Here is a 25144-nt window from a genome sequence, read left to right as displayed (position 1 = left end):
CTCTCTCGAGGTGAATGTAGCGCATGGTGTTCCTGGAGTCCCGTGTCTTGGGAAGTTCATGACATAGAACGGGTTCTTTGTTTGATGACATAGCACGCGCAAAGAGCTGCAAATCAAATTGAAGGCCATCATGTTTCAGTGGGCTAGGTTGCATCTTTCCTTTTCATATGTTATTGCCAAGCGGGGGTTGTTTTGTGCTGCTCATCTATCCAGTGTGGGGTCCATAGCAGTGCAACCAGCTTCGTTGAAATGTGGGCTTTGGTGGGTCTAATGGAAATGCTCTCTAGTTTTTCAGTCAATGGATTGATTTTCGCTTCAAGCAGGGATGTTTCGGATTGGAACTGTGCTTCAAGTTGGGCGCGTTGTTTTTGTAATGCTTTTAGCTTTTCCTGTGCATTCGCCTCAGACTTGGATTCCTTCATTGCGCGACCCATTCTACGTGCAGCTCTTGCTGCTCCCCTCGCGGACTTCCTTCCAAGAAAAGAACCAAGCAAGCTGGCTCCGAATGATACGGCGCTGTCATATTTCTGTTCACTATCCCTAGCTTTATGCCTCTCAAAAGCCGCTTGCGCGCTTCCAATGCGTTGATCCAGCCTAGCAAAGGCTGAGGCGTATTTGAAACGTAGTTTTTCTGCACTTTGGTCGCGGTGCTCCCTTGCGGCTTGTTGCAGCCGTACTCTGAAGTCGCGTTCTGCCTCTCCTGGTTTAGAGAGCTCTCTGAGGCTTGGGCTTCTAAGCAATTCGAGTTTCTGTGTCCTTAGCAACCAGTTGGTGAAGTCTTTTTGCCAGATGTCGTAGTTCTTCACGTTTGAAGCTGCAGGAGCTAGCTCAGCGAATTGTGCAGTTTCAGATGATGCGCTCTTTAGGTTGTCGAGTGTCAGGTTTGCCTCAGTTGAGTTGTCCCAATTGACGGGGACAGGGTCATTGGTGATTGAAGACAGAAAAACGGCATCTCGCGTCGCATCGATTCTGGTCTTCGCGTCTGCGAAGCGAACTTGGGCGGCGCCCAGAATCATCGGGCAGTAGGTAAGGGAGACTCCGTTGGGTTTGGCTCTAACTGTGGGCAGGAAATACTGTAGGATCTCGGGTGACAGAATTGGTCTTTGGCTTCCTATGGTTCCGCTTGGGATGGATAATGCTGCTACTGATGGTGCTGGTGAGATAGCAGATTCGGCTGTCGAAGGCGCCCATTGAGCCGTTCGTATGGGATCCATGATTGTCTTGATTTGGTTGCGCGTTAAGGGACCACGTAGATAAGACATTGCCCACCTAGTTTCAAACACTACAGGGGCATCTTCGTGCACATTATGCATTAGGAAAATCCGTTTTCCCAAGGAGCTGATAGTTTGATCCATTGTCTGTCGGTCGAATCGGGTGTCTGAGCTGGCTGAAACAGTTTCTAGAGCGTCTAGGACACGCATCTTGTCGCGGTCTGTTTGCAGACGGCCAATGAACCACGTGCCAGCGTTGGACAAACCCTTGTAGTCTAGATCCACTGGGTTTTGAGTGGCCAATAAGACGCCTAATCCAAAGGCGCGGGCTTGTTTCAGAAGAGTTAGAAGCGGAGTCTTCGAGGGCGGATTAGCTAATGGCGGTAAGTAACCGAAAACTTCGTCCATGTATACGATAGCGCGAAGGCTTGTTGTTCCGGATTGAGTGCGCATCCAACCTACGATCTGGTTTAGCAGCAGTGAGACGAAGAACATGCGTTGCGCATCGCTCAGTAGTGCAATATAGAATATGGACACTTTCGGCTTGCCAGAAGAATTGTACAATAGTTTAGTAATATCAAGCGGTTCTCCCTGCAGCCAGAGTTCGAATCCTGGGGCTGCAAGAAGATTGTTGAGGCGCATGGCTAACGCAAACCGTTCCTTAGACGGATAGAAGGATTCCAGTTCTAGCACTCCAACACGCGCAACTGGCGGGTTCTGGATTTGCTGGATTAGCTTTTCAAGATTCAGATCCACGCCCTGCTTCCAAGTCGTGGCCAGTATGGTCGATATCAGTATGTGCTCTCTCGACTGAATTGGATCTGCTTCAATGCCTAAAAGTCCAAGCAGGCTGGTTACAGTAGTGCTTATGCGTTCGTGGAAGAGTTCATTGTCTTCTATTATTTCGGGTGGCGGAGTGGAGAATGATTTGAGTATTGACACGGGCAGACCAGCGTTGCTGCCAGGAGTGTAAATAACCAAGTCGGCGACTTCTCGCAAGCGCTGAATGCGAGCACTGTCTTGGCCCCACTTGGCGAGTCCGTCCTTCCACAGTTGAGCCTGTTGAACTGCGTAGTCTTGTGAAGAAAGCCCTTGCTTGACTGCGTCATCTTCGTTTATCCATGGGGCGAAATCTTCGGCTCGCAGTTCCGGAAAAGTGAGAAGAAGATTTGTGATGTCTCCTTTTGGATCTATTACAATTGATGGAATACCGTCTAAAGCGGCTTCTTCAAGAAGAGATATGCATAGGCCTGTCTTCCCGCTGCCTGTCATGCCGATGCAGACGCCGTGTGTAACTAAGTCTTTTGAATCATAAAGCAGTAAATCTGCTAAAGATGTTTTGTTCCGCACATCATAAAGGCGCCCTAAGTAAAAAACACCCAGCTTCTCAAAGTCCTGCATCTCTAGCTCACCTCATCTGCTTACCCACTTTGATAACGAATACTGTTGTCTTACGCGCGGGTGTCCGTTCAGATTATTGGACCACTATTTGGGTTCCGCAATACTCGCACTGCACTGAGGTTTGTCCCTTGTAGATCTCACGGGTGTATGGTGCGCTGCAACGGGAGCATCGGGCAAGCTGAATGGTTGGTGCCGCTATAGCTGGGGTTCCCTTTATAGTGGCTATGTCTCTGTCAGCTTCTCCACCCATAACATAACTGAAGAATCTTCCTATCACGTCAGCTTCCCATCCTTTCACGTCAAACGGTGTCTCTTCCAGTTGGCGTTCCGGCTTGAAACGAATATAGATCCCTGTCCAAGCGATTAGACCTACTCTGCCCTTAGATATCTCCTGTAACGCGCCGATGGGCTGATCTATCTGGACTATCCTTTCGGTCTTCTTCTTGGTGGCAATGAAGAATTTTTTCTCCAGGACAACTTCCTTTTTTCCTTCAAAAATGAACCTTTGATTCGTGAAGTATAGAGTTCCATCGCTTTTGTCGCCCTTCATGATTTTTCCTTCGATGGCCAAAACAGGGCTTTCCTCTTGCTTTAGTGGAAAATTCGCTTGTGCAAAAAGTTCTACGGTTTTTTCAGCTACTTTCAAGTCTCTATCTATGGCATTGACACTTGACGTTAATTCGTTGAGTGGCTCATTGACTTTGCTCACTTCAACGGTGGCTCGAGTCCTAAGAGAAGAAGCGTCCATTGACAAACGACTTGCCAAAGATTGACTGGACGCAATGTTTCCACTATCTATTTGGCTCCGCAATCCTCGCGCTTCAGCTTGCAGTCCATTGACCTGAGCCGTCAGCGGTTCAACGCTGGCAAGAAACGCTTGTTTAATGACGGGAGAAACATCCATCCACTTTCTGGTGAGCAAGTCGATGCTTTTCTCGAGATGCCCCATTGCTGCGTAGCCGCGCCCTCGAACTCCTGCAAGTCTGCTTGGAAGAGAACCCATAGCTCCCTCAATGTAGGCTAGCTTGCTGTGTGCATCACTTATTGCGCCTGACGCGCTTGAAAGATCAGACTCAATCGAGCGGAGTCGAGAATAGAGAGCTTGCTTTTGACTGTCAATCTGTGACATCTTTGTTTATCCCTCATGCATTTCCTCAACATAGCGCGCGCTGGTATCTAGGGCAGTTTTTCTCCGCAGTTTCCGCAGAACTTTGTTCCAGGAGGGTTCTTTGTGCTACATTTGGGACAAGCGACTTCAGTTGCCGCTGTAAGAGGCTTGCCGCAGTTCCCACAGAACTTCAAGTCGGCGGGGTTTTCTGCTTTGCAGTTTGGACAAGCAACCTTTGCCACAGGGGCGAGGCTTGCTCCGCAGTTTCCGCAGAACTTGACTGTAGTTGGATTCTTGGCACCACAGCTTGGACACATGACCACTTGCTGGGCTTGTGCGGCTTGCGCTTGTTGCATTTGTTGCGCCATCATGAAGGGCATGGTTAATCCTATTCCAGCGCCCACTCCTGCTGCGGCTGCGCCTCCGCCATCGGCTCCTTTAAGTTCGGCTGCTGTTTCTTTCATGTACTGCATCGTCATGGCTTGAGCCCCGACTCCAGATGCGAACCTTCTTGCTTCCTCTGGGATGTTGACGCCTTCGAAGACACAGTCTATTATTTTCAAGCCGATTCTTGCGCCTTCGTCACTGATCTTCAAGGCTACTTTGTCTGTGGTGATGTCCACGTTCTTAACTAGGGTGAATGTGTCGTAGTCACCGAAATCGTTTATGATACGTTCATTGATGAAGCCGCGGATGTAGTTCTCTATGTCTTTCGATGTACTGGCACCTCTGTTGCCAAAGAATTCTACGACAAAAAGTTTTGGCTCCTCAACCTTGTAGAGCATATATCCGAAGAACCCGATTTCAGCCTGGTACTTTATGTCTCCGCTTGGCGCGGAATAAGCTGTTCCTCCAAAGTTTCCCCTGAATTGACTGTTGCTCACGAACACAACTTCGCAGTCAAATATGTCCCCTATTATGCCTAGCTTCTGCAAGGCAGCAGTCAAAAACGGAATGTTGGCGCTCGTGATTGTGTGTCTTCCGGGACCAAAAACGTCGTAAGCTTTGCCATCTCTGAAAAACACCCCCCATTGGTTCTCCTTGACGATCACCTGGCTTCCGAATTTCAGGTTGAGTTTCTGAAATCTGTAGGCGATCTCATCCGGTCCCGCATAATCCCAAGATACCTTTTCAATTACAGGCATTTAATCAAACCTCCAAAGGTCTGAACTCCTTTTCTCTACCGTCCCATTTGGACTCGAAACCAAGGATTAAGGATTTGACGTTTCTGACTTTAGCCGTTGCTTCAACCCATCTTTCGGCTTCGCTGTCATTGTAGAGTTCGCCGACGACATTAACTATGCCTTGAATATCGTTACTCAAAACCTTATCATAGTTGAAGACTCTGGCGAGTGCGGTTTCCTCTATCTGTCCCTTCCGGTCCATTAACCCTGCGTATCCATAGTCAGCGCGATGGATTTTTTCAGCAACTCGGTCCATAACTTGTATGACCTTTTTGAAGTCGTCTCCTGCTTTCTTCAGTCCAGAGTTCAGAGCGGTTAGGTATATTTCCTCCCATTTGTGGCGCAAGCTTTTGAAGTCCGCATAGTAGCTGTCTCGAAGTTTCTTGTCAAGCTCGCGCAGATCTTCCTTTGTAGCATAGCCGAAACCAAACAGGTTTTCGATCTTTGCCAGAACGCCTTGTCTTTGCTTTACTTTTTCGATGGTATCTCCTTCAGACATTTTCCAAACCTTTTATGGCAATTTAAGCATGCTTTTCTCTCTATATGTCTTTCAAGCTTTATGTTTATTTAAAACTTGTGAGGAATTTTTTTGGAATCATTTCAGATATTATTCCAATTGGAAAAGGTCATGAATTCACAAGTTGGCAGACACAGTTTCATGTGCGCGCAAAAACTTAAATCTCTTAGATATTGAATATCGATAATGCAATGGTGGTTTGGCAGAAATGAGTTTTCTAGATGAATTATTCAGCGAGGTAGGCGAAGTTGCAGAAGATGTTCGTTCAGTTATGCTTGCACGTGGTCAAACTGTTCGCCTTCATGCAAAAGTGGAAAGTGGAGGACCATTTGAACTATTGGTTCTGGATCCTGACGGAGAGATTCTTAAGACCTTTGGCGGTATCTCTAAAGAGCACGAATTTGAACTGGCAATTTCCGAGAATGGCAGCTATGGTTTTTCCTTCCAAAGCACCGGCAAGCCTGGGACAGTTAATCTAAAAGCATCCTCGAAACCTTAGCACTATTTTCACCTTCTGCGATACTACAACATACGTGCGCACTTTATACAAGGCGTTTACGTCATGAATGCCCGCTGTGGGCAATCTTGGCGAGACTTACGCATGCATGAATGCCTCGAATCAGCGCACTGACTTGTTATTCCTGATGTCTTGATTTAACATCTTTAATCTCTCAGCCTGTTCTTCCAATCAACCGCTGTTGGTGTAGGGCTCACCGCTTCATCGTTGACAATTTGGAGGACGGGATAGAAATTTTATTCAGATGCCTAGAAGCCCAAGTTATTAGTGCACGCGTACACAGCTGAGAAGGTTGGAGAATATGCAGTGAGGGCCTCCGGTTTGCTTGAGGGTAGGAATGTGAATCTTAGGGTTGTGGAGAAGGAGGACTTGCCTTTGCTGTTGGAATGGAACAACGATTCAGAATTCGGGGATGAATATGAGCCTCTTGAGCAAGTTCCTATGCTGAGTTTGAGAAGTGGTATAGCGGTCTTCGTTCCGATGAGAATCTCGACAGCAATAAAACAGTATTCTCATAGATTCTCGTTTTGATGTGTGAGCCAACTAAGGTTTTTCTGAGGGCGTTCTAGCGAACTGTGTATTCCTCTCCTTCTTGTGGCAACACTACTTTGGTTTTTGATTCGGCTTCGGCTTTCTTTTTGAATTCTTCGCGGTTTGTTTCCCATGTGTGCATTGGCATCGCAGTTTTGGGTTTGATTGCTTTTACTGCTTCGGCGGCTTCAGCGTTGTCCATGGTGTATTTGTCGCCCGTGGGAAGTAAGGCTAAGTCGATGTTTTTGAGGTGGCGCATTTCCGGGATGAAATCCGTGTCTCCTGCGTGGTAGATAGTCTTGTCTTCAGCTTTGATCAAGTAGCCTACTCCGTAGCCTTTTGGGTGCCAAGGCTTTCCTGAAGGCTTGAACCGCTTAGTGTTGTAGGCTTCGACTGCTTCAATTGTCACTCCGTGAACGGTTGTCTTTTCGCCGGGTCTGAGACTCTTGACGTTTCCGGTAATTCTGTTGACGCAGTTTTTGGGGGCGATAATTATGGTGTCTTTCTTGCTGAGGTTTTGGATTTTTTGTGGGCTGCAGTGGTCGCCGTGGTTGTGCGTTACCAGAATTATGTCTGCTTTTTCTGAGGTTTGAATCACTTTGCCGTATTTCTTCAGGTCAACGTAGAGGATTTTGTCTGTGGTTATTATTTGAAAGCTGGAGTGCCCCAGCCATTTGACGTGGATTGTCATTTTAGCGCCGAGTTTCACTATGGACCGGTGAATGAAATATGTGGCTTGTGGTTCAAGCAGTGGGAGCCTTCCCGGGTTCTTGCCTTTTCCTGGTTCTATGGATAATCCATCTGATAACTAGCGCAATGGCAAGAATTATTGTGTAGAGTAACGTTGCGACTATTCCAAATGTGAGGAATATGATGCCGATGAGGATTCCTCCTAGGCCTCCGGAGAATGTGAGGCTGGCTGAGATCAAGAGAAAAATGAGAATCAACGCGTATGGGATTAGAACTAGGATTTTCCAGACTTTCATGGCTGACGCCTTCGTGCTGTGGCTTGCATGAATTAAATATTGATTTCTATTATAAAAAACAGCGCATTACGGCGGGCAAATGAAGCCTAGATGGTTTTGAGGGTAAAAAGGCGAATTTGTGAGGAGATAGAAAGAATGGGGGCTGGAGAGGTTATGCGTTTAGTATCCTCTCTATTTCGTCTGTTTCTTGGTCTTCGGGTAAGGGTATGCCTGTGACTTTTGCGGCGCGTTCTGTTAGGCTCATTAGGTCTTTGCGGCTGATTAGGTTGAGTTTCCATTTGCGTGAGCCGGCGAGTAGCTGCATTAAGCCGACGCCTATGCGTTCGTGCAGGTACGTGTACACGCCTATGGCTTCGAATGGGATTTCGCTGAATTTGTCGCCGAATTTTTCTTTAAGCTTGGGCGTTGCGATGAAGAATTTGTCTGGTGTTGTGCCGTAGCGGTCAGCGAATGTGCGCGCCAGTCGACCTTCTTTGGCTAGTTGTACGAAGTAGCTGGATTTCATGCAGGCTGTGATTGGGCTGCGTCCTAGGAGGACTGCTTTGACCATGGGTCCGTCGCCGTAGTTGCTCATGGCTATGGCTTTGTACATTTGGGTTTCGCTGATGAAGCCGCCTGCCATGATGAGGTCGGGTACATGCTTGCCTTTCTTTTTGAGTATGTTGGCGCATTTGAGCATTTGAGCTTCTAAGTAGACTGTGGGTGTGCTCATTTCGTCCATCATTGGTACGGGGCTCATGCCTGTGCCGCCGCCTGCGCCGTCGAATGTTAGGGCTTCGATTTTGGCGTCGGATGCCATTTTCATGGTCCATGCGACTGCTGACGGTCGGTACGCGCCTGTTTTGAGTATGACGTGTTTGGCTCCTTGGTCTCTGAGCCATTGGATGTCCTCGACGAATGTCTTATAGTTGGGCATGCCGACTCGGCTGTGACGTTCGAACGATTTGAATGAGCCTTCTTTGAATGCTTCTTGCACAGTTGGGTCTTCTGGGTCAGGTATGACTATGTAACCTCTTTTTTTGAGGGCTATGGCTTTTTCTAGGTCGCGTATGCGGACTTCGCCGCCTATAGCCTTGGCGCCTTGTCCCCATTTACGTTCAATGACATTGACTTCAAGTTTGTTTATGGCGTAAAGGTCTACGCCTAATCGTTGGTCTTCCACGTTGGTTTGGACCACGACGTCGCCGTGTTTTCCATCCCAAAATTTTCTGAACAGGTCAACTCGGCGTTTGAGTTCTTCGCTGTATGTGAATTTGTTGTTTTCAATTTGGGATTTCATGTCCATGCCGCAGACGTTTTCGCCGATTGTGATGAGGCAGCCGGCTAGGGCGGCGCCTATGGCTAAACCTTCCCAGTTTAGGCGGGCTACTTCTGTGCTGCCGAATGCACCTGTTACGATTGGCACTTTGAGTGGTATGCCTGCTACTGTGGTTGAGACGTCGGCGTTTTCGAACAATGCGATGTCGCTGTTGGCTTCGATGCCTTCTACTCCGAATAGGTTGGCGTGGATGTTGATGTCGCTCCAGTCTAGGCGGAAGTCTTTGAGGGCTCCTGCTGTGCTGTAGCCAAACTGCACTGGCTCAGGGTAGAGTGCTTCTCTGCCGCGGAAGGCGCTGAGGCTGATTTCGCAGAGGATGGGGCAGTCGCGGATGCATATAGGGCACATGCCGCTGGTAGGACTCACATCTTTGACTCGGGTAGTGGTGCCGCATGTGGATTTGCCGTTCAAGTAAGCGCTGTTTTTGGATACGCGTTCGCTCATTTATCCTTCTCACCTTTACATATGTAAACCTAGAATACTGAGGGAATATCCTTCATACTTTTAAAGATTACGTAGAATCAAGCGTCTGAAAAAAACATCTGAAAAAAAGAGGAGTTTCAGTGCACTGCTTCGACTTGCAGTGATGGTGGAGTCGGTTCAGGCGTTGGAGATGGCGAAGGCTCTGGCCAGAACGGTCTGGGCTCGAAGGGATGTGCGGGTTTGGGCCAGAATTCGATGGTTTTCATGTTTTTTCTTCCTGTTTACTCTGTTTTGGCATTTGGTGTGATTGTTAGTTCTGTCAGGTTTTCTCCGCGCAGTGTTTGAAGTTTCGTGGGTTTTCCGATGATTTCTTCTGTTAGGTAGCGGTGTAGGTCGTTTATGTTTTCGATGTTTTTGTCGTTGAATTTTATTATTACATCGCCCATGGCTAGTCCTGCTTTTTTGGCTGGGCTGCCTGCCTCTACTTGGTATATCATTACTCCGCTGTGTTGATTTACCTGTGCCTGTGTGGCTACTTCCTCCGGTAGCCTAACTGAGTCTGACACGATGCCTAGGTATGCTCGTTTGATTTTGCCTTCGTTCTTGAGGCTTTGGACGATGTGTTTGATTGTGTCGATTGGTACTGCGATGCCTCGGTTCCACACGTATGCGGTGTTGAGTCCGATCATTCTTCCGTGGACGTCGATTAGTGGTCCGCCGCTGTAGCCTGGGTTTAGTCGTGCGTCTGTGATGATTGTGTCTTCGATTGTTATTCCGCCCCATGTTCTGATGGTGCCGTGGACTGCGGTTATGATGCCTTGGGTGGCGCTGACTTGGCGACCGAAGGGATTGGCTAAGGCTAGGATGAATTGGCCTGGTTTGAGGCTTTGTGGGTCGCCGGGTTCGATTGGTTTGAGGGTTTTGGCTTCGATTTTTAGGAGTGCGATGTCGGTGTAGGGGTCTCTTCCAATGACCTTGGCTTCGTGGCTCTTGCCGTCTCCTAGACTTACTTCGACTGTGCTGCGTTTTCCTATGACATGGCTGGCGGTGACAACGTAGCCGTCTGGGCTCCAGATGATGCCTGAGCCGCTGCCCATTCCGTTGTTGACTGTGACTACCGATGGTGCTGTTTTGCTCACGATTTCGGCTGTGGCTTCGGACAGAGATTGTAGAATCTGTAAAGGTGTAATTGTTTTGCTCATTTTTTGATTCACCTCAAGTAAGAGAGATGGAGTGGGCTGTATTTGTTGACTAAGTGATCGGGCAAGTTAGTCACAGAGGTTTATGATGCCATGTGGTAGGGGCTGTAATCCGTAAGGAAGGCTATTGGTCTGGTTTGGGCGGGTCTTGAGTAGAGTTTGGTTATGTAGCCGACCAGTTGGTATGATGCTTTCAAGGCTTTGTTGAGGTCTTTTTCCGTGAGGGGTTTGGCTTCGATGCTTAGTGTGCCTTCTGTGAATATGGCTTCGATTTGGGTTCCGCCGTCTTCAGTTATCCATTTCAGCGCTGTGGCTTCAAGAGTCTGTGAGGTGCCAACCCATCTGAGGCTGCCGAACCATTTGCCTCTGAGGCTGCTGATTATTTGTTGAATTGGTATGTCTGGGGATAGAAGTGTTTGTAGGATTGGCACTGTGGGTTGGGTTTCGTATGTGAGGTGCTGTCTTAGAAGTTGTTTGGCTTTTGGTGTGACGTTGTAGCCTCTGGTTGCTTTTTGGATGATGCCTTGTTCTTCGAGGCGGTACAGGATTCTTGACAGTGTCTCTGGGTGGACGCCTAAGCGTCGTTTGAGACCGTCGAATGTGAAGCTGGTCAGTTCCTCCTCTCGGATAACGTGTAATACGCTTGTATCTCTTCGCCCAAGAGAGTCTGGTGCGCCTGACCAATCATTTTCCATAAGTCTGATGGTACTCCAGAAAATAGAATGAGGGCTCAACGAGCTTATTGAACCTTACTCCCTGAACTAAGCAAGCTGTGCTGACTGAGAAAGGATTCCTTAGTCGGCAAACGCATCGTTTATGTTGCTCGTAAGCTTTCTGAACCGAGACTTGTCATGAAGGGCGGAAGGCATCGGGGACTGGAAGGAATCTCATACGACGCAGAAGCATACATAAACACAGCCGTCCAAAAATAACCACACACCACCTACTCATGAAGGCACACGCCGCTTGTGGACGATAAGTCTTTGACTCTGGTTGTGGTTCCGCATGTGGATTTGCCGTTAAGATAAGCGCTGTTGTGGCTTACTCTCTCGCTCATTCTTGCATTACTTACTCACTTTTGCACATGTAAGCCTAGAAGAGGGGGACGAAAGACACCGGGTTGTTGAAGATGACTAAAATCAGGATGTTTTAAGTGTCGTGTTTGCAGTAGATTCAAGCATTTCCGTTAGCCGGGCTGAAGATGGTTGAACAAGTCTATTTGGATACGAATGTCTATTGCAGACCGTTTGATGATCAAAGCGTTAGGCGCATTCGAGTCGAGTCCAGAGCGTTTCTTGGAATTGCTGAGATTGTTTTGCGTGGTGAAATTGAGATTGTGAGTTCTGATTACGTGAAGTTTGAGATTGAGCAGATTTTGGATTCTTTGAAGAGGAAGGATGTCAGAGGCTTTGAGAGAACTTTGAGTTCAAAAAGCGTTAGCGCTAGAAGGCGGCTTATTGCTGTAGCCAGAGAGTTTTCCTCTAAATGCGGTCTTAACTCGTTAGATGCTCTGCATGTGTCGGCTGCCTGCTTAGTCAAGGCTAGCTTCTTTCTAACTTGCGATGACGAGATTTTGCGGAGCAGGGTCTGTGTTGAGAGGCTTGCCGTTGAAAAGAGGTATAGGTTAAAAGTGAGGAATCCATTTGATTATTTAAGCGAAAGAAGGGGTGTTAAAAGGTGACTACGCAGCGAACTGTGACGGTTGAGGTGCCCTTTGAAGCGCTTGTTAAGGAGTTGGGAGCCAAGAGGGCGATCAAGTTCATTAGTGAAATCAGAAGACGCTATGGAGACTCTGTTGTCGAGCTGAGGAAAGCAACGGAGAAACTTACGGTTGAACAGATTGAAGCCGAAATCAAGGCTCTGAAGAAAGAAGGAAAGCTATAATACCATAATAAGAGACTGAAGAGCTGCTGAAGGCTGCTCTTTTCACTCTGTGAAAAAGACTGTTTGCTTGTTATCACCTTTTATCCTGTGAGGCGGGAGCAGTATGGCGTATAAAGTCAGGTACGACGCAGAAGCGGATGTCCTCACGGATTAGAACATCTTAGAGAAGTCATCGTAGACTTTTTTCCTATGTCCAATGAACAATACAACCACCTGGCTCTTTTCCCTGTCGATTTCGTAGATGGCACGGTAATCACCAATCCGTAGGCTCCAGAAATTGCTGTACCTTGATTGCTTGCCAGCTCGATCCGGATGCTCCTTCAAGTTTTTTAGCTGCTCTCTAATTCTCTTCCTCAACGTTTCGTCGAGGTTCTCGAGGGTCTTAGCGGCTTTCGGATGCAAGAAAACGGCGAAAGCCACTACGATTCCTCTAAAGGAATCAGCATCTCCGGATGCTTCTTAGCCTCCTCGCTTCGACTAACCAGCATTTTGAAGAACTTTCGGGTTTCTTGCCGCTCCTCGTAGAAACTTATGATTGCTCTGATGGCGTCACTTCTGCTCTTGAACCCCTTCTCCACAACCCACTTGTCAATCTCTTTCACAATTCTCTCGGGCAACCTGATCTGAACCTGAGTCATGAAACAACCACCGTAAACAATACTGTTTACAAAACACTTAAACCTTGCTCCCCGCATTCGACACGCAACAAATCTAACCTTCAACTCTATTATGGATGCGGACAACCGAAAAATCTTCATTTAGCATACAGCATATCTGCTCTTAGGTCATTCGAATGCTGACAAAAAAGGAGATAATCCACAACATACAGGAAAGCAGAGAACAAATCCAAAAATACGGAGTCAAAAAGATAGGCCTATTTGGCTCATTCACCCGCAATGAACAAAAAGAACAAAGCGACGTCGATATTATCGTTGAGTTCAAAAAAGGCATGAAAACCTTTGACAACTACATGGAACTAAAATTCTACCTTGAGAAACAACTAAAATGCAAAGTTGATCTGGTCATCTTAGACGCCTTGAAACCTCAGATAAAGCCATACATAATGAGAGAGGTAGAATATGCCTAAGACCCAACAGGTCTACCTGAGAGACATAGCCCAAGCAATAGCCAAGATAGAGAGGTATACAAGAAATCTCTCTTTTCAACAGTTCAAGAAAACTGAGCTAGTCATAGATGCCGTAGTTCGAAACTTAGAAATCATAGGCGAAGCCGCAAAAAGAATACCCAATGAACTTAAAGAAAACACACCTACCATCGAATGGAAAAAAATATCGGGCTTAAGAGATATTCTTATCCACGAATACTCTGGAGTCGACTTGGAAATCATCTGGGACATAGTCGAGAACAAACTCCCAGAACTGAAGAAACAGGTCTCCCAAATTCTCAAGGAGCAAACCTGACCCTCAACAAACTGCTTGCCCACCTTCAGATATCGGGAATTTTCCGCGCTCGTATTACGACCTGAGTTTCCTCTGCTAACCTTAAATCATCCAAACCACAATTCTCTAAAACAGTCCACTTCTTGGAGAGAAGGAGCCGTTCACTCACCTTGACCGCTAAAGAATCCATGTCCATAAGGGACACAGACTTCGCTTTCGAAAACGCCCCAGTAAGAGTAATGTGCAACCGCAACTGTCCAGAAATCCAACTTGTCGGCATGAAGGTTGGGCCTTTTGAAGAGGGCAAAGAATACGAAGTTCAATACTGGGTAGCCACTGAGCTTGAGCGTGCTGGAATTACCAGATTCCGTGAAGAAGAGCTGCTAGACATCAGGAAGCTAGATAAGATTCTGTGGAAAGAAAAAGTACAGCATGCCAGGCAGGTAAGCCATGTTGAAGAAGACTTCTATCCGCGCCTGAGACGCTTCTTATCTCGCCTTAAGAAAGGCGCCAACAGCAGTCCAGAGAGAAACGCGGAATACCGTAAGGCTGAAGCTGTAGCCAGAGACATTATCAACATACGCCAACGCAAGATCGTCTCCTTAGCCAGCTCGCCTGAACAAACAAATGAAACCCTAAACGACCTAGCCAAAGAAGAACGCACACTATACAACCAACTATACGCTCTAGTAAATGAATGGAAAACAGGAATTATGAAAGAGTCAAATGAGCCATGAAGCTGATTCTGTCGTTGATTAGAGGCTTAGAATAAGCGAGAAGGCTCATGGTCGCCGTTTTGTAGGACTATGGTTCCTTATACAGAAAGTAGACGCCGAGAAACATTACTAGGCCAGCACCTACCTGAACAACGGTTAAGGTCTCTTTGAGCACAATGAACGCGAATATGGCTCCAAAAATAGAGGAAGTTGAGAATATTACCCCTGTCTTCATGGAGCCTATTTCCCTCAAAGCAAACATGAACAAGACAATAGAGAACCCGATGCTGAAAGCTCCAACAGAAAACAAATACGGTAAAGAAAGAACTGAAATCCTAAAGTTCACATTAAGAAGCAACGCCGAAACCAACACGATCGAACCACCCAAAAGACATTTCAAAGCAACTAGATGAGGCAAATCACGTTTCTTACTCAAGAACCTGCTAAGATTGTTGTCAATTCCCCAAAACAAACAGGCAAGAACAATCAACAAGTTTCCAGCAAACTCTGTTGCCGACGTGAGACTCTGAAACTCGCCTCTAGTAGTTACAAGAACGGCTCCAAGGACTAGCAGAAGAACACCAAAGTAATCTTTTCGCAACCCCCTTTCCCTCAGAAAAATGAAAGCTATAACAACCGTAAACAAAGACTCCATGTTAAGCAACAGAGACGCATTTACAGCGGTCGTCAAGCTTAGACCATGAATAAACAGAAAAGAAGCCACCACCGCACCAGAAATCGCAACCAGCAAGAGAACAGCATAGTCTTTCTTCTCCATAGTTGGTTCCACCTTCGTAGGAGTCTCCAACCAGCTAAGGATTATCGCATGAAGCGGAGAAAAACGAACAACAAAAAGAAACACACCAGCAATGAAATAGATGAGCCCAGCGACAACAAGCGGATGAACCTCTACCAAGATGATCTTATTCAGCGTTGAACTCAATCCAAACAAGACTGCAGCCGATACAGCCCCAACATATCCCCAGTGATGAGTCATATAGACAAGGTCCCGCTTAGTATCCAAGATTTCGAAAACAACATGATAACCTTTTCCCAGAAGCTCTAAACGACCCTAGCCAAATGGGAGCGCACATTGTGCAACCAACTATGCACGGGGGTAAGCTGATGGAAAGCACGCATATTCAAAGAAACAAACGAACTCTAACGTAATCTGGCAGACATTATCCACGTACTTGAGTTAGCCGCACTAATTCCGAAGTCTCGAGCCTAAGAACACAGCTTCGGCTACGTCCAATGCGCCTGCCGCAAGGCCCAGCACCAGAGCCCCTGAACAAATGATTCCGAGCGGGCTTCTGAGGTTAATCATCAAGCCTCCAAATGTGACATACGGTCCAGCCATGCCAAAGTACCACCACAGGAACGCAAAACCTGCAACGATGAATCCGCCAATGACCTTGCCGCCAAGCCTTACGAGGACAGCTCCAAACAACACTGCGAGAGCGAACAGGAATAATAGCGAAGTCATAGACAGAAAGCGTCCGAAGATGAAAGTAAAGCCTGCATAAGCCAGTCCAGCCGCAAGTGACATGTAAAATCCTAGCCTATGCCGCCTCAAAGGTTTGGGTTTTACCAAACACCTCACTCAAGAGATATTCAAGCGCGGTTCGAGGTTTTATGTTTAGTGGCATATGCTAGCACAATATCGAAAGGCATGTCAAGGCGCCGTCTCCTTTGCGGAACTCTGATATATCAAGCTCTTTGACTGCGAAGCCTTTGCTTTCAACTAGCCTCACCGTCTTAGGATGACCCTTCGCTGTCAAAACCGTTCCGTTCACAGACAGACAATCTGCAGCACGTTCCTCACCTCTAGGAACCACGATCTTACTGTAGCCTTTCAGAACATCTATGTCAAAGCGGCCTTCAGCCACAATAACATAATTGCCGCCGAGATAAGTGCACGCAGACTTCAGGTGAAGCACTTTGCTAACCTTAACAGGCGTTACATCAAAGCCGTCTTTCCGAACGATTTCTCTTAGCTGACGTACAGCGTGCATGTTGGTCCGTTTGGAAAGACCCACAAAAACTCTACTTCCAATATTGAGGACGTCTCCGCCATCAATCGTCGCCGGCGGCTTGATGTAACAAACATTCTTCAATGTTTCCAGCACCTTGGCAACTTCAACCACTTCCTTGGCTCGAGACTTCACCTTTATGTTACAGATTACAGCCTTCTCGCCTAGAATGAAAGCCGTGTCCTCAACGAAGCAACCATCTGGTAGAGTATTATCGCCTCTAACCCAAATCAGCTTCAACCCAAGACTCTGCAAAGCCTCACAGTAGTCTCTATGCTGCTTCTTCGCAAGCGCAACATCAATCCTCTCGTTACCCGTCCTCACACACTGGTCATATGAATCAGCTACAGGTCTGACAATCGCATGCTTGGCTTTTGGCGTGTTCATACAATTCACCGATTTCTCAGGAGCGCTTTTTATGGGTTGTTTTGAAGAGGAATCGGAAGGGTCAATGAAGCTCTAACGCGGTCTTTATGTCTTCTGCTATCATCTTTCGTTTCGATTTCTCGATTAAGTAACTCTTGCCCGTCTACAGGTATGAAGGAAAAACCCGGAGCTGTTTAAAGAAGTACTTGCCTTTTCTGATCTTGTAGGTTGGACCAGAAGGAACGATTCTCTTGCCCGTGCTTCTTTGGGCAATCAGATTCATCGCTTTGATGGCAGTGTCCCCCATAAGCAAGACAGCCTTCAACTTCGGAACAGGCTTAGCTCATTCTCCAATATCCGGATAGAGCAGTTATCTATGGTCTCTGCAGCTATCGAATAGGCAGTCTTACCACATTTAATGGCAGTAGTCACGTACACACACAAGCTCAACACGTCTTTCACGCTAGCAACATTGAAGCCGGCATCATTGAACGCCTGCACAGTTGTCCCAGCGTAGAATGGATTCTTAGGGGCGTAGAAGTAGTCGCCAAGGTTGTCGGGAGGCGCCTCTGAAATCATAAACACCGTGATCTTGTTGACGTCAACCTCTACGTTGGGAATTATGTAGCTCTTCTTGTTCACATCTTGACATGGAAAATCTGGGCATTTCACCCGTTCACTGGGGCGCATTTCAGCTTCACCTTTGATATCGAGATGCACCGCATTTCCACATATGCTTTCTCATCCCATCTCAGGCGGGTTAAAGACGAAACGTGAGCGCGCGCTCTAACAAGCAGTTTAATGGCCAAGACAGATAGGCGCAAAAGGAGGTGAATGAGCCGAAATGTTGAGTGTCTTCATCTGGTCGTTGATAGGTGCCTTAGTCTACATTTTGGGCGGTTGGCTGAAGCAGACACCGCAAGAGAGCTTCAGCGGAAGAAAAGCCCTTGAAACCCTTATCATAACCATTCTTGTAGCCCTGATTTCAATCGCCTTTAATATTCCGCCCGCAGAAGCGCTCACCATACTGAACCGGTGGATAGCAGCCTTTATGCAATTGTTAACCAGCACAGGTTTGATTGCCCTCTTCGAGTTCTGGTATAAGGCGTTATAGCGCAGAACACAAACAATACCGACAACAACCTAACCTTAACTTATTTTCGCTTTTTTGCGACGTATACTGTTGAGACAACCAGCGCTATTGTTGTTGCTAAGAATATGTATGCCGTGATTCTCGAGTTCTGTAATTCGATTCCAAGCTGGTTATACTTGTCTTGAAGGTTTTCGTAGTCTGGGCTCTTCACGTATGTTGCTCTGAAACTGGCTTTGTCCCATTGTGGTTCCCAGGAAAGTGTGCGATATATGCTCCAATCAAGGAATAATATTCCATAGGTTAAGCCTAGGTCGATGTCTGAGGGCATCGTTATGTTGTATGCTTCTTTCTTAATTGTTCCAGTTGGAAAATCTGTGACATCAAGGACTGTGAAAGAGGTGCCCCATGGAGTATAGCCTTCAGACTTGGAACCCCAAATGAACAGGGTTACAGAAGCGTTCTTAACGTCTTCTAAAGCCTCAATTCTCACATTAACCGTAATAATTTCTCCGGCATCGCATTGAAGAGGGGCATGAACCTCCACTCCGAGACCTACATAGCTGCGACCCAGAACCTTCCGTTCCTCAGCAGCGGAAACAACTGAGAACATTATTATTGAGGATAACAGGAAAATAGGCAAAACCAACGACGCTATGCTCTTTAGGTTCATTTCCAATTTTTTCCTCCCAGGTACCTAACGCATTCAAGTTTAAGAAACTTCGTCACTTTGTTCAAACAGAAAAAGCGGGGGTTGCTGGAATTTCCAGCTTTAAGCTTATTTCTTTATTACGGTAATCGTGTCGGTGCCTTCAAACAGTGTTCCGTCTGTGAGTCCACCTGTGACCGTCAATGTAATGTCATAGAACTTTGGTGCAGTCTCGTAGTCAGGCTCATTTGTTAGATAAGTTTGCACTGTCGCTCTGTCAAACTTAGCCATATACACGCTGTTTTGGATATCTGACCAAGCTGCTGAAATACCGTCTACTTCAACCGTTTCAAGAAGAATGTCTTCAACGCTATATCCTTCAGGCAACGTTATGTACGCTGTAATCCATTGGCCGTTGCTCTTCAAGTTCAATGTATTCGGGTCAACATCAATCGTTGCTGAAATTACAGGCGGTGCAAGTCCAGCAAGTTTTATTAGCCAAAAATCACCGCTTCCAGCGCCGAAAGAATTCGTGAAGCCTGCTATTGCATATCCGCCATCTCCTGTCTTAATCATAGAGATTGCTTGATCCCTGTTTGTTCCTCCGTAAGTCTGATTCCATTCCATGGTTCCACTCAGGTCTGTCTTGACTAACCAGAAATCCCACTCACCAGCACCGTAGGATGCAGTATAGCCTGCCAATGCATATCCGCCGTCGTCTGTATCAACCAAAGAAAACGCTTGATCCTCGGCACCTCCTCCGTAAGTTCTGTCCCACTCCCAACTTCCTGCAGCATCAGTCTTAATCAGCCAGAAGTCCTTATTTCCAGCACCATATGATGTTGTAAAAGCTGCTATTGCGTATCCTCCGTCTCTTGTTTCAACGATTTCTCGTCCCATTTCTTCACCTGCTCCTCCATACCTTTTGTTCCATTGCATGATTCCAGACGAATCAGTTTTAACCAACCAAACATCCCGCTTTGCGGGATCCCCATAGCCTCCACTATAGCCCAGCAATGCGTATCCTCCGTCTCTTGTCTGAACGATTGGTTGAGCTACGTCACCTTCTTCTCCGCCATAAGTGTAATTCCACTCAATGTTTCCATACGAATCGGTCTTGACCAGCCAGAAATCACTGTCGCCAGCACCATAAGACGCAGTAGCTCCAGCCAATGCGTATCCCCCATCAATCGTTTCAATCAAACAATAGGGATAGTCGTTGTTCGTTCCTCCATACGTCCTGCTCCAAAGCTCATTGCCCGAAGAATCCGTCTTAACCAACCACCAATCAGAGCCACCAGCACCAAATGAATATGTATAGCCAACGAGTGCATATCCCCCGTCACTTGTCTGAACCAAACTCTCAGCTTGGTCAACATTTGCTCCTCCGTAGGTTCGATTCCAAAGCATGTTTCCGACCGAATCGGTCTTAACCAGCCAGAAATCGTAGTTACCAGCACCATAGGATGTGGTGCGACCCCCCAATGCGTATCCTCCATCCGACGTTTGAATAACCGAATAGGCCGAGTCTTCGCCTGTTCCTCCATATGTTTTACTCCAATCTGTTGCAGGCGGTTCAGAAGACATTGTTGCCCGAATGTTAAATGCCGACATTAGCATGCTGGTTAACAGCAATGGTAACACTACTCCAAGTATTACTTTCTTCATTGCACTTATCTCCCAATCTTTGTAAAATCATGTTATCTCAGGGTTTGTCTTAAAACATTATTGTAGGATATATTTATAGAGGAAACTTCTATCTCACCCCAATTACTCATTGACAAAATATTTGAAAAATCGACTGAAGTTAGATCTGCAGCATGTTCGTTTTTGCTACAAAAGATACTCTTAAGATGAGTTAAAAAGATTTGACACGTGTACTTGAGAAATTCTCGTCAAGCTTAGAAAAAGCCTAATTCAGAGCGCGCTCTACTTGGCAAAAAAGTGTTAAAGGAAAAAGAGGTTGTGAGTCTTGTTCAGCTTTTGTTTTCTACTGCCTTATTACTGTGATGGTGTCGGTGCCCTCAAACGGTGTTCCGTCTAAGAGTTCACCTGTGACTGTCAATCTGAGGTCATAGAACTTTGGTGCAGACTCGTAGTCTGGTTCATTTGTTAGATAAGTTTGCACTGTGGCTCTGTCAAACTTCACCATACGCTCCATTATTCCGTCTCCATCGTGGTCCACAAGGTATGCTGCTGGGTCGGTGACGAAACCGTACTGTGGGTCTGTTATTGCTGAAATACCTTCAAGTTGGACTGTTGTGAGGTCTATGTCTGCTACATTATAGCCATTAGGCAATTCAATGTAGACGGTGACAAATTCGCCATTGCTCTTCAAGTTCAGCGTATCGGGGTCAATATCTACTGTTGCCGAAACTATAGAAGGTGGAGGCGCACCGGCCGTTATTCCAGTCATATACCAAATGTCGCTGCTGGTTGCGAAATAGGATCCCGGGCTATAGTCCCAAGCCACCCAGACCATGTTATCTACTTCTGCCAACCCCATGTCTTCATGCATGAAGTAGTATGAAGTAGTGCCAGCGATGTCTACTGGTACCGTCCATCCCCCTGTCCCGTATTTGATGTAAGTAACATTGTATAGAGGGGTGGGACCCCCATCGAGCCTGACCCATCGTTGGAAGAATAGGTAGATCTCTCTCTGGTATTCCAGGAATATCGGTCTTTCAGCCCAGTATGTTCCTTCCATGGCAGTCGCCTGCTGTTCCAGTGACCAAGTAGTCCCCTCGTCATCCGATGTTTTGTAATAAATGTCGACCGGTCCCTGATACTGTCCTCCCACGTATCTATTGAAGGCTAACCAAATCCTTCCAGAAGAATCCCTCATTGCGGACGGGGAATGATTCTCACCATAGGGTGGCGAGGCAATGACTGTTGGGGCAGACCATGTCGCCCCAAAATCTCCAGTAATACTATAAGCCACGTTCGGGTACGGCCGGAAGAAAAGCAGTATCCCACTGGGCGTTTCGACAAGGCTCGGTAGTCCAACTTGATGCCCACTGAAGAGCATCCTTGGTTGAGCCCATGTTGCGCCATTATCGGAAGACTGCGTAATGTAGATGGCAGAAGGTCCGCCTCCATACTGGGTTGTGGCTGACCAGGCAACCCATAAGGTTCCCATAGAATCTTGAAGGAGGCTGATTCTCTCGACGTTAATGAGACCTGTAACCAAGATTTTCGGTCCAGACCAGGTGTTTCCAAAATCTGTAGACGTAGAGTATAAGATGTCCAGGCTACTATAATATCCAGAGGACGTATACCTTCCCCATACAAGCCAGATCTTATCGCTTCTATCCTGTAAAATGGCAGGCCAGACATCGATAGGGGCATCCGAGGTAAATGGCTTAGGATTGTTCCAAGTTATGGCGGGCTGTGTGGTAACCTGAGCCATCGTGTGTATCGATAACATTGAGAGGCATAGGAGACCAATTATTACCACCGACAATATCTTTTTCAATACCTTTTTCTCTCCTAACTTTCTCGGTAACATCAAGTTACCATGCGTTCTGCACTTAACATTTTTGGAAAATAAAATATAGAAAATCTCTCTATATTGTCACATATCCCTTAGCTGTCTTTGAGGGGCTCGCAACCATACTTAGGGCCGTCCCAAGCCCGTCACCTCAACAACTTCTCAGCTTCCTTCAAGCTTAAAGCCAGCAAATCAGCCTACATCAAGTTGCTCCAACAGAAATGAGCATCAAGGAAAACCCCGATTAAAAACAGTGGTACCCGTGTCACCAACAACTGGCAGGGAATGGCGGATGAAAATGGAGATGGCGTGGAGGAACACTACACATACTTTGAAAATTGTCTACAGCCATCAGAAACTGCCTCAAACCTCACAAAAAATGAAACCCTGAATGTACGTAGTAAGAGAAACTGACACTGCGCCAGCTACGCGAACAGAAACCAGCTCGGTATTATTACTGATTCTAAGCGAGAGTTAATAACATCTGAAACAGAAACTGGCTCCACGATGCCATTGTTGACGAAGCCACGCCTAAACCTGACGCAGGACAGGGTCAGACAGAACCCAGAGCAGTATACAAGAACCCAAAAGGACCCCAAAGCACAATGTTCGAACTTGTTGATGTCATCCGGAACAGTCTTACGACGACATCCATACAACCTCTGCCGCAAAATGCGCTCCCGACCTGGTAGAAGAAGGCTAAAGGGAATCAGCGCCTTCTTCTTTTGAAATTCTCTTTTCCGCAACCGCCATCGTGCAGAAACCCTCATTTCCACTATTACCTTTAAATCTGCAAACAGCATTTCTCACTTAATCAACATTCACACTTCTCAACGAGAAAGGAGCAACCCTCAACATTGACCGAGGAAACCATCACGGGCATAGACCCTCAAACACGCTTCCAAGACTTCCTAAAATCCGACAAATACCGCAAACGCCTCAGCCAAATGGCAGTCGACGGCTCAACCAGCCTAACAGTGGATTTCGACGACCTACTAGCAGCAGACACAGACTTCGCCGAAACCCTAGTCGACAAACCAGACGAATACAGCCAGCATGCCAACCGCGCCGCCTACGCACAACTGCAAATCGAAGAACCCGAATACGCGCAGGAAACCGAAACCATAAACGTACGCTTCCGAAGCCTACCCGAAACCACCCAACTCCGCACCTTAGGCTCACTCCACATAGGCAACTTGGTCCAAGTTGAGGGCATAATCGTACGCGCCAGCCCAGTCAACCCCATGGTCATGCGCGCCGCATTCAAATGCAAACGATGCGAAAGCATCCAATACATCGACCAAACCACGCCTTTTCTACGCGCACCATTCGCCTGCACCGACCCAGCCTGCCGAAGCAAAGGACCCTTCGACTTCATACAGGAAGAAAGCACATTCATTGATTTCCAACGCGTTCGCATTCAAGAACGTCCCGAGGATTTGCCACCTGGACAACTGCCACGATGGCTCAACATACGCATGCCAGGACGCGACCTAGTCGACCTAGCCCGACCCGGAGACCACGTAGCAGTCGTAGGCATGGTGCGCGCCGAAGCCTCAACCGTACCTGGCGTAGGAAAACAACGCGTCTTCCGCCTCAACCTAGACGCCAACCACATAGACGTCAAAAGCAAAGACCCCGAAGCCCTCATATCGGCGCCCGAAGAGGAAAAACAAATCCATGACATAGCCCGAGACCCATGGGTCCACCGCAACGTCATACGCTCAATAGCACCCAGCATCTACGGATATGAACACATCAAAGAAGCCATAATGTACCTCTTATTCGGCGGCGTCATGAAACAGCTGGAAGACATCACAATACGCGGAGACATGAACGCACTACTCATCGGAGACCCAGGCACAGCAAAAAGCCAACTACTCCAATACGTAAGCCGCATCGCACCACGAGGCTTGTACACATCGGGACGCGGCACAACCGCAGCAGGCTTAACAGCAGCAGTCCTACGCGAACGCGGAGGAGGCATGAGCCTCGAAGCCGGAGCCCTAGTCCTAGCCGACAAAGGCGTAGCCTGCATCGACGAAATCGACAAAATGCGACCCGAAGACCGCGTAGCCATACACGAAGCCATGGAACAACAGACAGTTTCAGTCGCTAAAGGAGGCATTGTAGCCACACTAAACGCGCGCACCAGCCTACTCGCAGCCGCCAACCCCGCATTGGGCAGATACGAGCCTTACCGTACCGTAGCCGAAAACATCACCCTACCCGTCACCATACTCTCCCGCTTCGACCTCATCTTCGTCCTACGAGACCAGCCAGATAAAGAAACAGACGCCAAAATGAGCGCACACATACTCGACCTCCACAGACGCGGCTCAATGCCCAGCGCCGAATCACCCATACCCCCGCAACTACTACGCAAATACATCAGCTACGCCAAAAACATCAAACCCCAACTCTCTGAACCCGCACTGCAGCGCCTCAAAGACTTCTATCTGGAAATGCGCACAGCCGGAGGCGAATCCGAAACCAGCCCAATCGCCATCACAGCCCGCCAACTCGAAAGCCTAGTACGCATAGCCGAAGCCCGAGCCAGAGTAGCCCTAAGAAAAGAAATCCTAGCCGAAGACGCCGAAGCCGCCGTCAACATCATGAAAAAATCCCTAAGCGAAGTCGGCATAGACGTAGCCACAGGTAAGGCCGACATAGATCTCATCTACAGCGGCAAACCAAAAAGCATGAGAGACCGACTACAAATCATCCTCACAACCATAGTCGAAATGGAAAAAGAAACAGGCATGGTAGAAAAAACAGCATTACTCGACAAACTAACCAAAGAACGCGACGTAACAGCCCAAGAAGCAGAAAGACTCCTACAACAACTGGAAAAAGACGGAACCATATACCGCCCACGAGAAGGATACCTCAAGAAAACATAGTACAAACCCCGCAAAAGACGACGAATGAATCACTCCTGACTATGCTTAATCGCACCACAAACTATGTTGAAGCGCACCACAAGCCATGTTGAAACGCACCACAAACCAAAAGCAAACAGAGCCTGAAACGCCAATCAAAAACCAGAACAGAACCCATAGAACAAACAGAAAAGTCTAACTTCAACCGCAAAAATTTTTTCCGCACGCATACTAATACC

General features: G+C 47.3%; 28 protein-coding genes. 9 read left to right on the top strand and 19 right to left on the bottom strand.

Annotated features, from left to right (window positions below; genetic code table 11):
• Positions 1 to 170: 170 nt before the first annotated feature.
• From VJ249_08100 to VJ249_08085, 4 genes are all read right to left on the bottom strand, one after another.
• Entirely contained in the window at positions 171 to 2612 is a 2442-nt protein-coding gene (locus tag VJ249_08100) for a DUF87 domain-containing protein (GenBank protein ID HKZ94523.1), read from the bottom strand.
• A gap of 73 nt (positions 2613 to 2685) precedes the next feature.
• Entirely contained in the window at positions 2686 to 3741 is a 1056-nt protein-coding gene (locus VJ249_08095) for a hypothetical protein (GenBank protein HKZ94522.1), read from the bottom strand.
• Positions 3742 to 3788: 47 nt separating this feature from the next.
• Positions 3789 to 4865, bottom strand: coding sequence for an SPFH domain-containing protein (locus VJ249_08090; GenBank protein HKZ94521.1), 1077 nt, complete (start codon positions 4863 to 4865; stop codon positions 3789 to 3791).
• Between the two features lie 4 nt (positions 4866 to 4869).
• Positions 4870 to 5403 (bottom strand): hypothetical protein, encoded by a 534-nt coding sequence (locus VJ249_08085; protein ID HKZ94520.1) that lies wholly within the window; start codon positions 5401 to 5403, stop codon positions 4870 to 4872.
• A gap of 226 nt (positions 5404 to 5629) precedes the next feature.
• Between VJ249_08085 and VJ249_08080 the strand changes: the two genes are divergently transcribed.
• Together VJ249_08080 and VJ249_08075 are read left to right on the top strand one after the other, a co-directional pair.
• Positions 5630 to 5920 carry a hypothetical protein gene (locus tag VJ249_08080; GenBank protein ID HKZ94519.1) on the top strand — a complete coding sequence of 97 codons (291 nt, stop codon included), beginning with the start codon at positions 5630 to 5632 and terminating at the stop codon, positions 5918 to 5920.
• 324 nt (positions 5921 to 6244) lie between these two features.
• Complete coding sequence (locus tag VJ249_08075) at positions 6245 to 6469, top strand: hypothetical protein (GenBank protein ID HKZ94518.1); 225 nt, start codon at positions 6245 to 6247, stop codon at positions 6467 to 6469.
• A 34-nt stretch (positions 6470 to 6503) separates the two neighbouring features.
• Here the strand turns inward: VJ249_08075 and VJ249_08070 are convergent, their stop codons facing one another.
• From VJ249_08070 to VJ249_08045, 6 genes are all read right to left on the bottom strand, one after another.
• On the bottom strand, positions 6504 to 7160 hold the full coding sequence (locus tag VJ249_08070) for an MBL fold metallo-hydrolase (protein HKZ94517.1): 657 nt from the start codon (positions 7158 to 7160) through the stop codon (positions 6504 to 6506).
• A gap of 52 nt (positions 7161 to 7212) precedes the next feature.
• Positions 7213 to 7455 carry a hypothetical protein gene (locus VJ249_08065; GenBank protein HKZ94516.1) on the bottom strand — a complete coding sequence of 81 codons (243 nt, stop codon included), beginning with the start codon at positions 7453 to 7455 and terminating at the stop codon, positions 7213 to 7215.
• A 151-nt stretch (positions 7456 to 7606) separates the two neighbouring features.
• Positions 7607 to 9217 carry a glutamate synthase-related protein gene (locus tag VJ249_08060; protein HKZ94515.1) on the bottom strand — a complete coding sequence of 537 codons (1611 nt, stop codon included), beginning with the start codon at positions 9215 to 9217 and terminating at the stop codon, positions 7607 to 7609.
• Between the two features lie 116 nt (positions 9218 to 9333).
• Positions 9334 to 9462 (bottom strand): hypothetical protein, encoded by a 129-nt coding sequence (locus VJ249_08055; protein ID HKZ94514.1) that lies wholly within the window; start codon positions 9460 to 9462, stop codon positions 9334 to 9336.
• 15 nt (positions 9463 to 9477) lie between these two features.
• Positions 9478 to 10398 (bottom strand): trypsin-like peptidase domain-containing protein, encoded by a 921-nt coding sequence (locus VJ249_08050; GenBank protein ID HKZ94513.1) that lies wholly within the window; start codon positions 10396 to 10398, stop codon positions 9478 to 9480.
• A gap of 80 nt (positions 10399 to 10478) precedes the next feature.
• Positions 10479 to 11090: a hypothetical protein gene (locus VJ249_08045; protein HKZ94512.1), complete on the bottom strand. Its 612-nt coding sequence runs from the start codon at positions 11088 to 11090 to the stop codon at positions 10479 to 10481.
• 506 nt (positions 11091 to 11596) lie between these two features.
• Here VJ249_08045 and VJ249_08040 point away from each other — a divergent pair.
• Complete coding sequence (locus tag VJ249_08040; GenBank protein HKZ94511.1) at positions 11597 to 12076, top strand: PIN domain-containing protein; 480 nt, start codon at positions 11597 to 11599, stop codon at positions 12074 to 12076.
• A complete protein-coding gene (locus tag VJ249_08035) occupies positions 12073 to 12279 on the top strand; it encodes a hypothetical protein (protein ID HKZ94510.1) in 207 nt (68 codons plus the stop codon). Before VJ249_08040 ends, VJ249_08035 begins: the two co-directional genes overlap by 4 nt.
• Positions 12280 to 12429: 150 nt before the next feature.
• Here the strand turns inward: VJ249_08035 and VJ249_08030 are convergent, their stop codons facing one another.
• Positions 12430 to 12699, bottom strand: a complete 270-nt coding sequence (locus tag VJ249_08030; GenBank protein HKZ94509.1) for a type II toxin-antitoxin system RelE/ParE family toxin — start codon at positions 12697 to 12699, stop codon at positions 12430 to 12432.
• Positions 12699 to 12917 (bottom strand): ribbon-helix-helix domain-containing protein, encoded by a 219-nt coding sequence (locus tag VJ249_08025; protein ID HKZ94508.1) that lies wholly within the window; start codon positions 12915 to 12917, stop codon positions 12699 to 12701. Before VJ249_08025 ends, VJ249_08030 begins: the two co-directional genes overlap by 1 nt.
• A gap of 155 nt (positions 12918 to 13072) precedes the next feature.
• Here VJ249_08025 and VJ249_08020 point away from each other — a divergent pair, with 155 nt between their 5' ends.
• From VJ249_08020 to VJ249_08010, 3 genes are all read left to right on the top strand, one after another.
• Complete coding sequence (locus tag VJ249_08020; GenBank protein ID HKZ94507.1) at positions 13073 to 13366, top strand: nucleotidyltransferase family protein; 294 nt, start codon at positions 13073 to 13075, stop codon at positions 13364 to 13366.
• A complete protein-coding gene (locus VJ249_08015) occupies positions 13359 to 13700 on the top strand; it encodes a DUF86 domain-containing protein (protein HKZ94506.1) in 342 nt (113 codons plus the stop codon). The genes VJ249_08020 and VJ249_08015 overlap by 8 nt, the downstream gene beginning before the upstream one ends.
• 149 nt (positions 13701 to 13849) lie before the next feature.
• Positions 13850 to 14416: a hypothetical protein gene (locus VJ249_08010; GenBank protein HKZ94505.1), complete on the top strand. Its 567-nt coding sequence runs from the start codon at positions 13850 to 13852 to the stop codon at positions 14414 to 14416.
• A 67-nt stretch (positions 14417 to 14483) separates the two neighbouring features.
• Here VJ249_08010 and VJ249_08005 read toward each other — a convergent pair whose 3' ends face one another.
• The 4 genes from VJ249_08005 to VJ249_07990 all read right to left on the bottom strand — a co-directional run bounded on the left by VJ249_08005 (position 14484) and on the right by VJ249_07990 (position 17484).
• The gene (locus VJ249_08005) at positions 14484 to 15419 is read right to left on the bottom strand and encodes a DMT family transporter (protein ID HKZ94504.1); all 936 of its coding nucleotides are present in this window, start codon (positions 15417 to 15419) and stop codon (positions 14484 to 14486) included.
• A gap of 183 nt (positions 15420 to 15602) precedes the next feature.
• On the bottom strand, positions 15603 to 15989 hold the full coding sequence (locus tag VJ249_08000) for a hypothetical protein (protein ID HKZ94503.1): 387 nt from the start codon (positions 15987 to 15989) through the stop codon (positions 15603 to 15605).
• Between the two features lie 58 nt (positions 15990 to 16047).
• The gene (locus VJ249_07995; protein ID HKZ94502.1) at positions 16048 to 16815 is read right to left on the bottom strand and encodes an arginine deiminase family protein; all 768 of its coding nucleotides are present in this window, start codon (positions 16813 to 16815) and stop codon (positions 16048 to 16050) included.
• A gap of 300 nt (positions 16816 to 17115) precedes the next feature.
• Complete coding sequence (locus VJ249_07990) at positions 17116 to 17484, bottom strand: hypothetical protein (GenBank protein ID HKZ94501.1); 369 nt, start codon at positions 17482 to 17484, stop codon at positions 17116 to 17118.
• 154 nt (positions 17485 to 17638) lie between these two features.
• Between VJ249_07990 and VJ249_07985 the strand changes: the two genes are divergently transcribed.
• A complete protein-coding gene (locus VJ249_07985; GenBank protein HKZ94500.1) occupies positions 17639 to 17908 on the top strand; it encodes a hypothetical protein in 270 nt (89 codons plus the stop codon).
• Between the two features lie 40 nt (positions 17909 to 17948).
• On the opposite strand, the gene VJ249_07980 is transcribed toward VJ249_07985, so the two are convergent.
• The 3 genes from VJ249_07980 to VJ249_07970 form a co-directional block, all read right to left on the bottom strand.
• The gene (locus tag VJ249_07980; GenBank protein ID HKZ94499.1) at positions 17949 to 18563 is read right to left on the bottom strand and encodes a hypothetical protein; all 615 of its coding nucleotides are present in this window, start codon (positions 18561 to 18563) and stop codon (positions 17949 to 17951) included.
• Between the two features lie 99 nt (positions 18564 to 18662).
• On the bottom strand, positions 18663 to 20201 hold the full coding sequence (locus VJ249_07975) for a hypothetical protein (GenBank protein ID HKZ94498.1): 1539 nt from the start codon (positions 20199 to 20201) through the stop codon (positions 18663 to 18665).
• Between the two features lie 322 nt (positions 20202 to 20523).
• A complete protein-coding gene (locus VJ249_07970; protein HKZ94497.1) occupies positions 20524 to 21942 on the bottom strand; it encodes a sialidase family protein in 1419 nt (472 codons plus the stop codon).
• A 938-nt stretch (positions 21943 to 22880) separates the two neighbouring features.
• On the opposite strand from VJ249_07970, the gene VJ249_07965 reads away from it, so the two are divergent.
• Positions 22881 to 24926, top strand: a complete 2046-nt coding sequence (locus VJ249_07965) for a minichromosome maintenance protein MCM (GenBank protein HKZ94496.1) — start codon at positions 22881 to 22883, stop codon at positions 24924 to 24926.
• Positions 24927 to 25144 lie beyond the last annotated feature (218 nt).

It is taken from the genome of Candidatus Bathyarchaeia archaeon (genome assembly GCA_035283685.1).
In the GTDB taxonomy this organism is placed as follows: domain Archaea; phylum Thermoproteota; class Bathyarchaeia; order Bathyarchaeales; family Bathyarchaeaceae; genus DATETJ01.
This window is presented reverse-complemented; position numbering and strand designations above follow the sequence as displayed.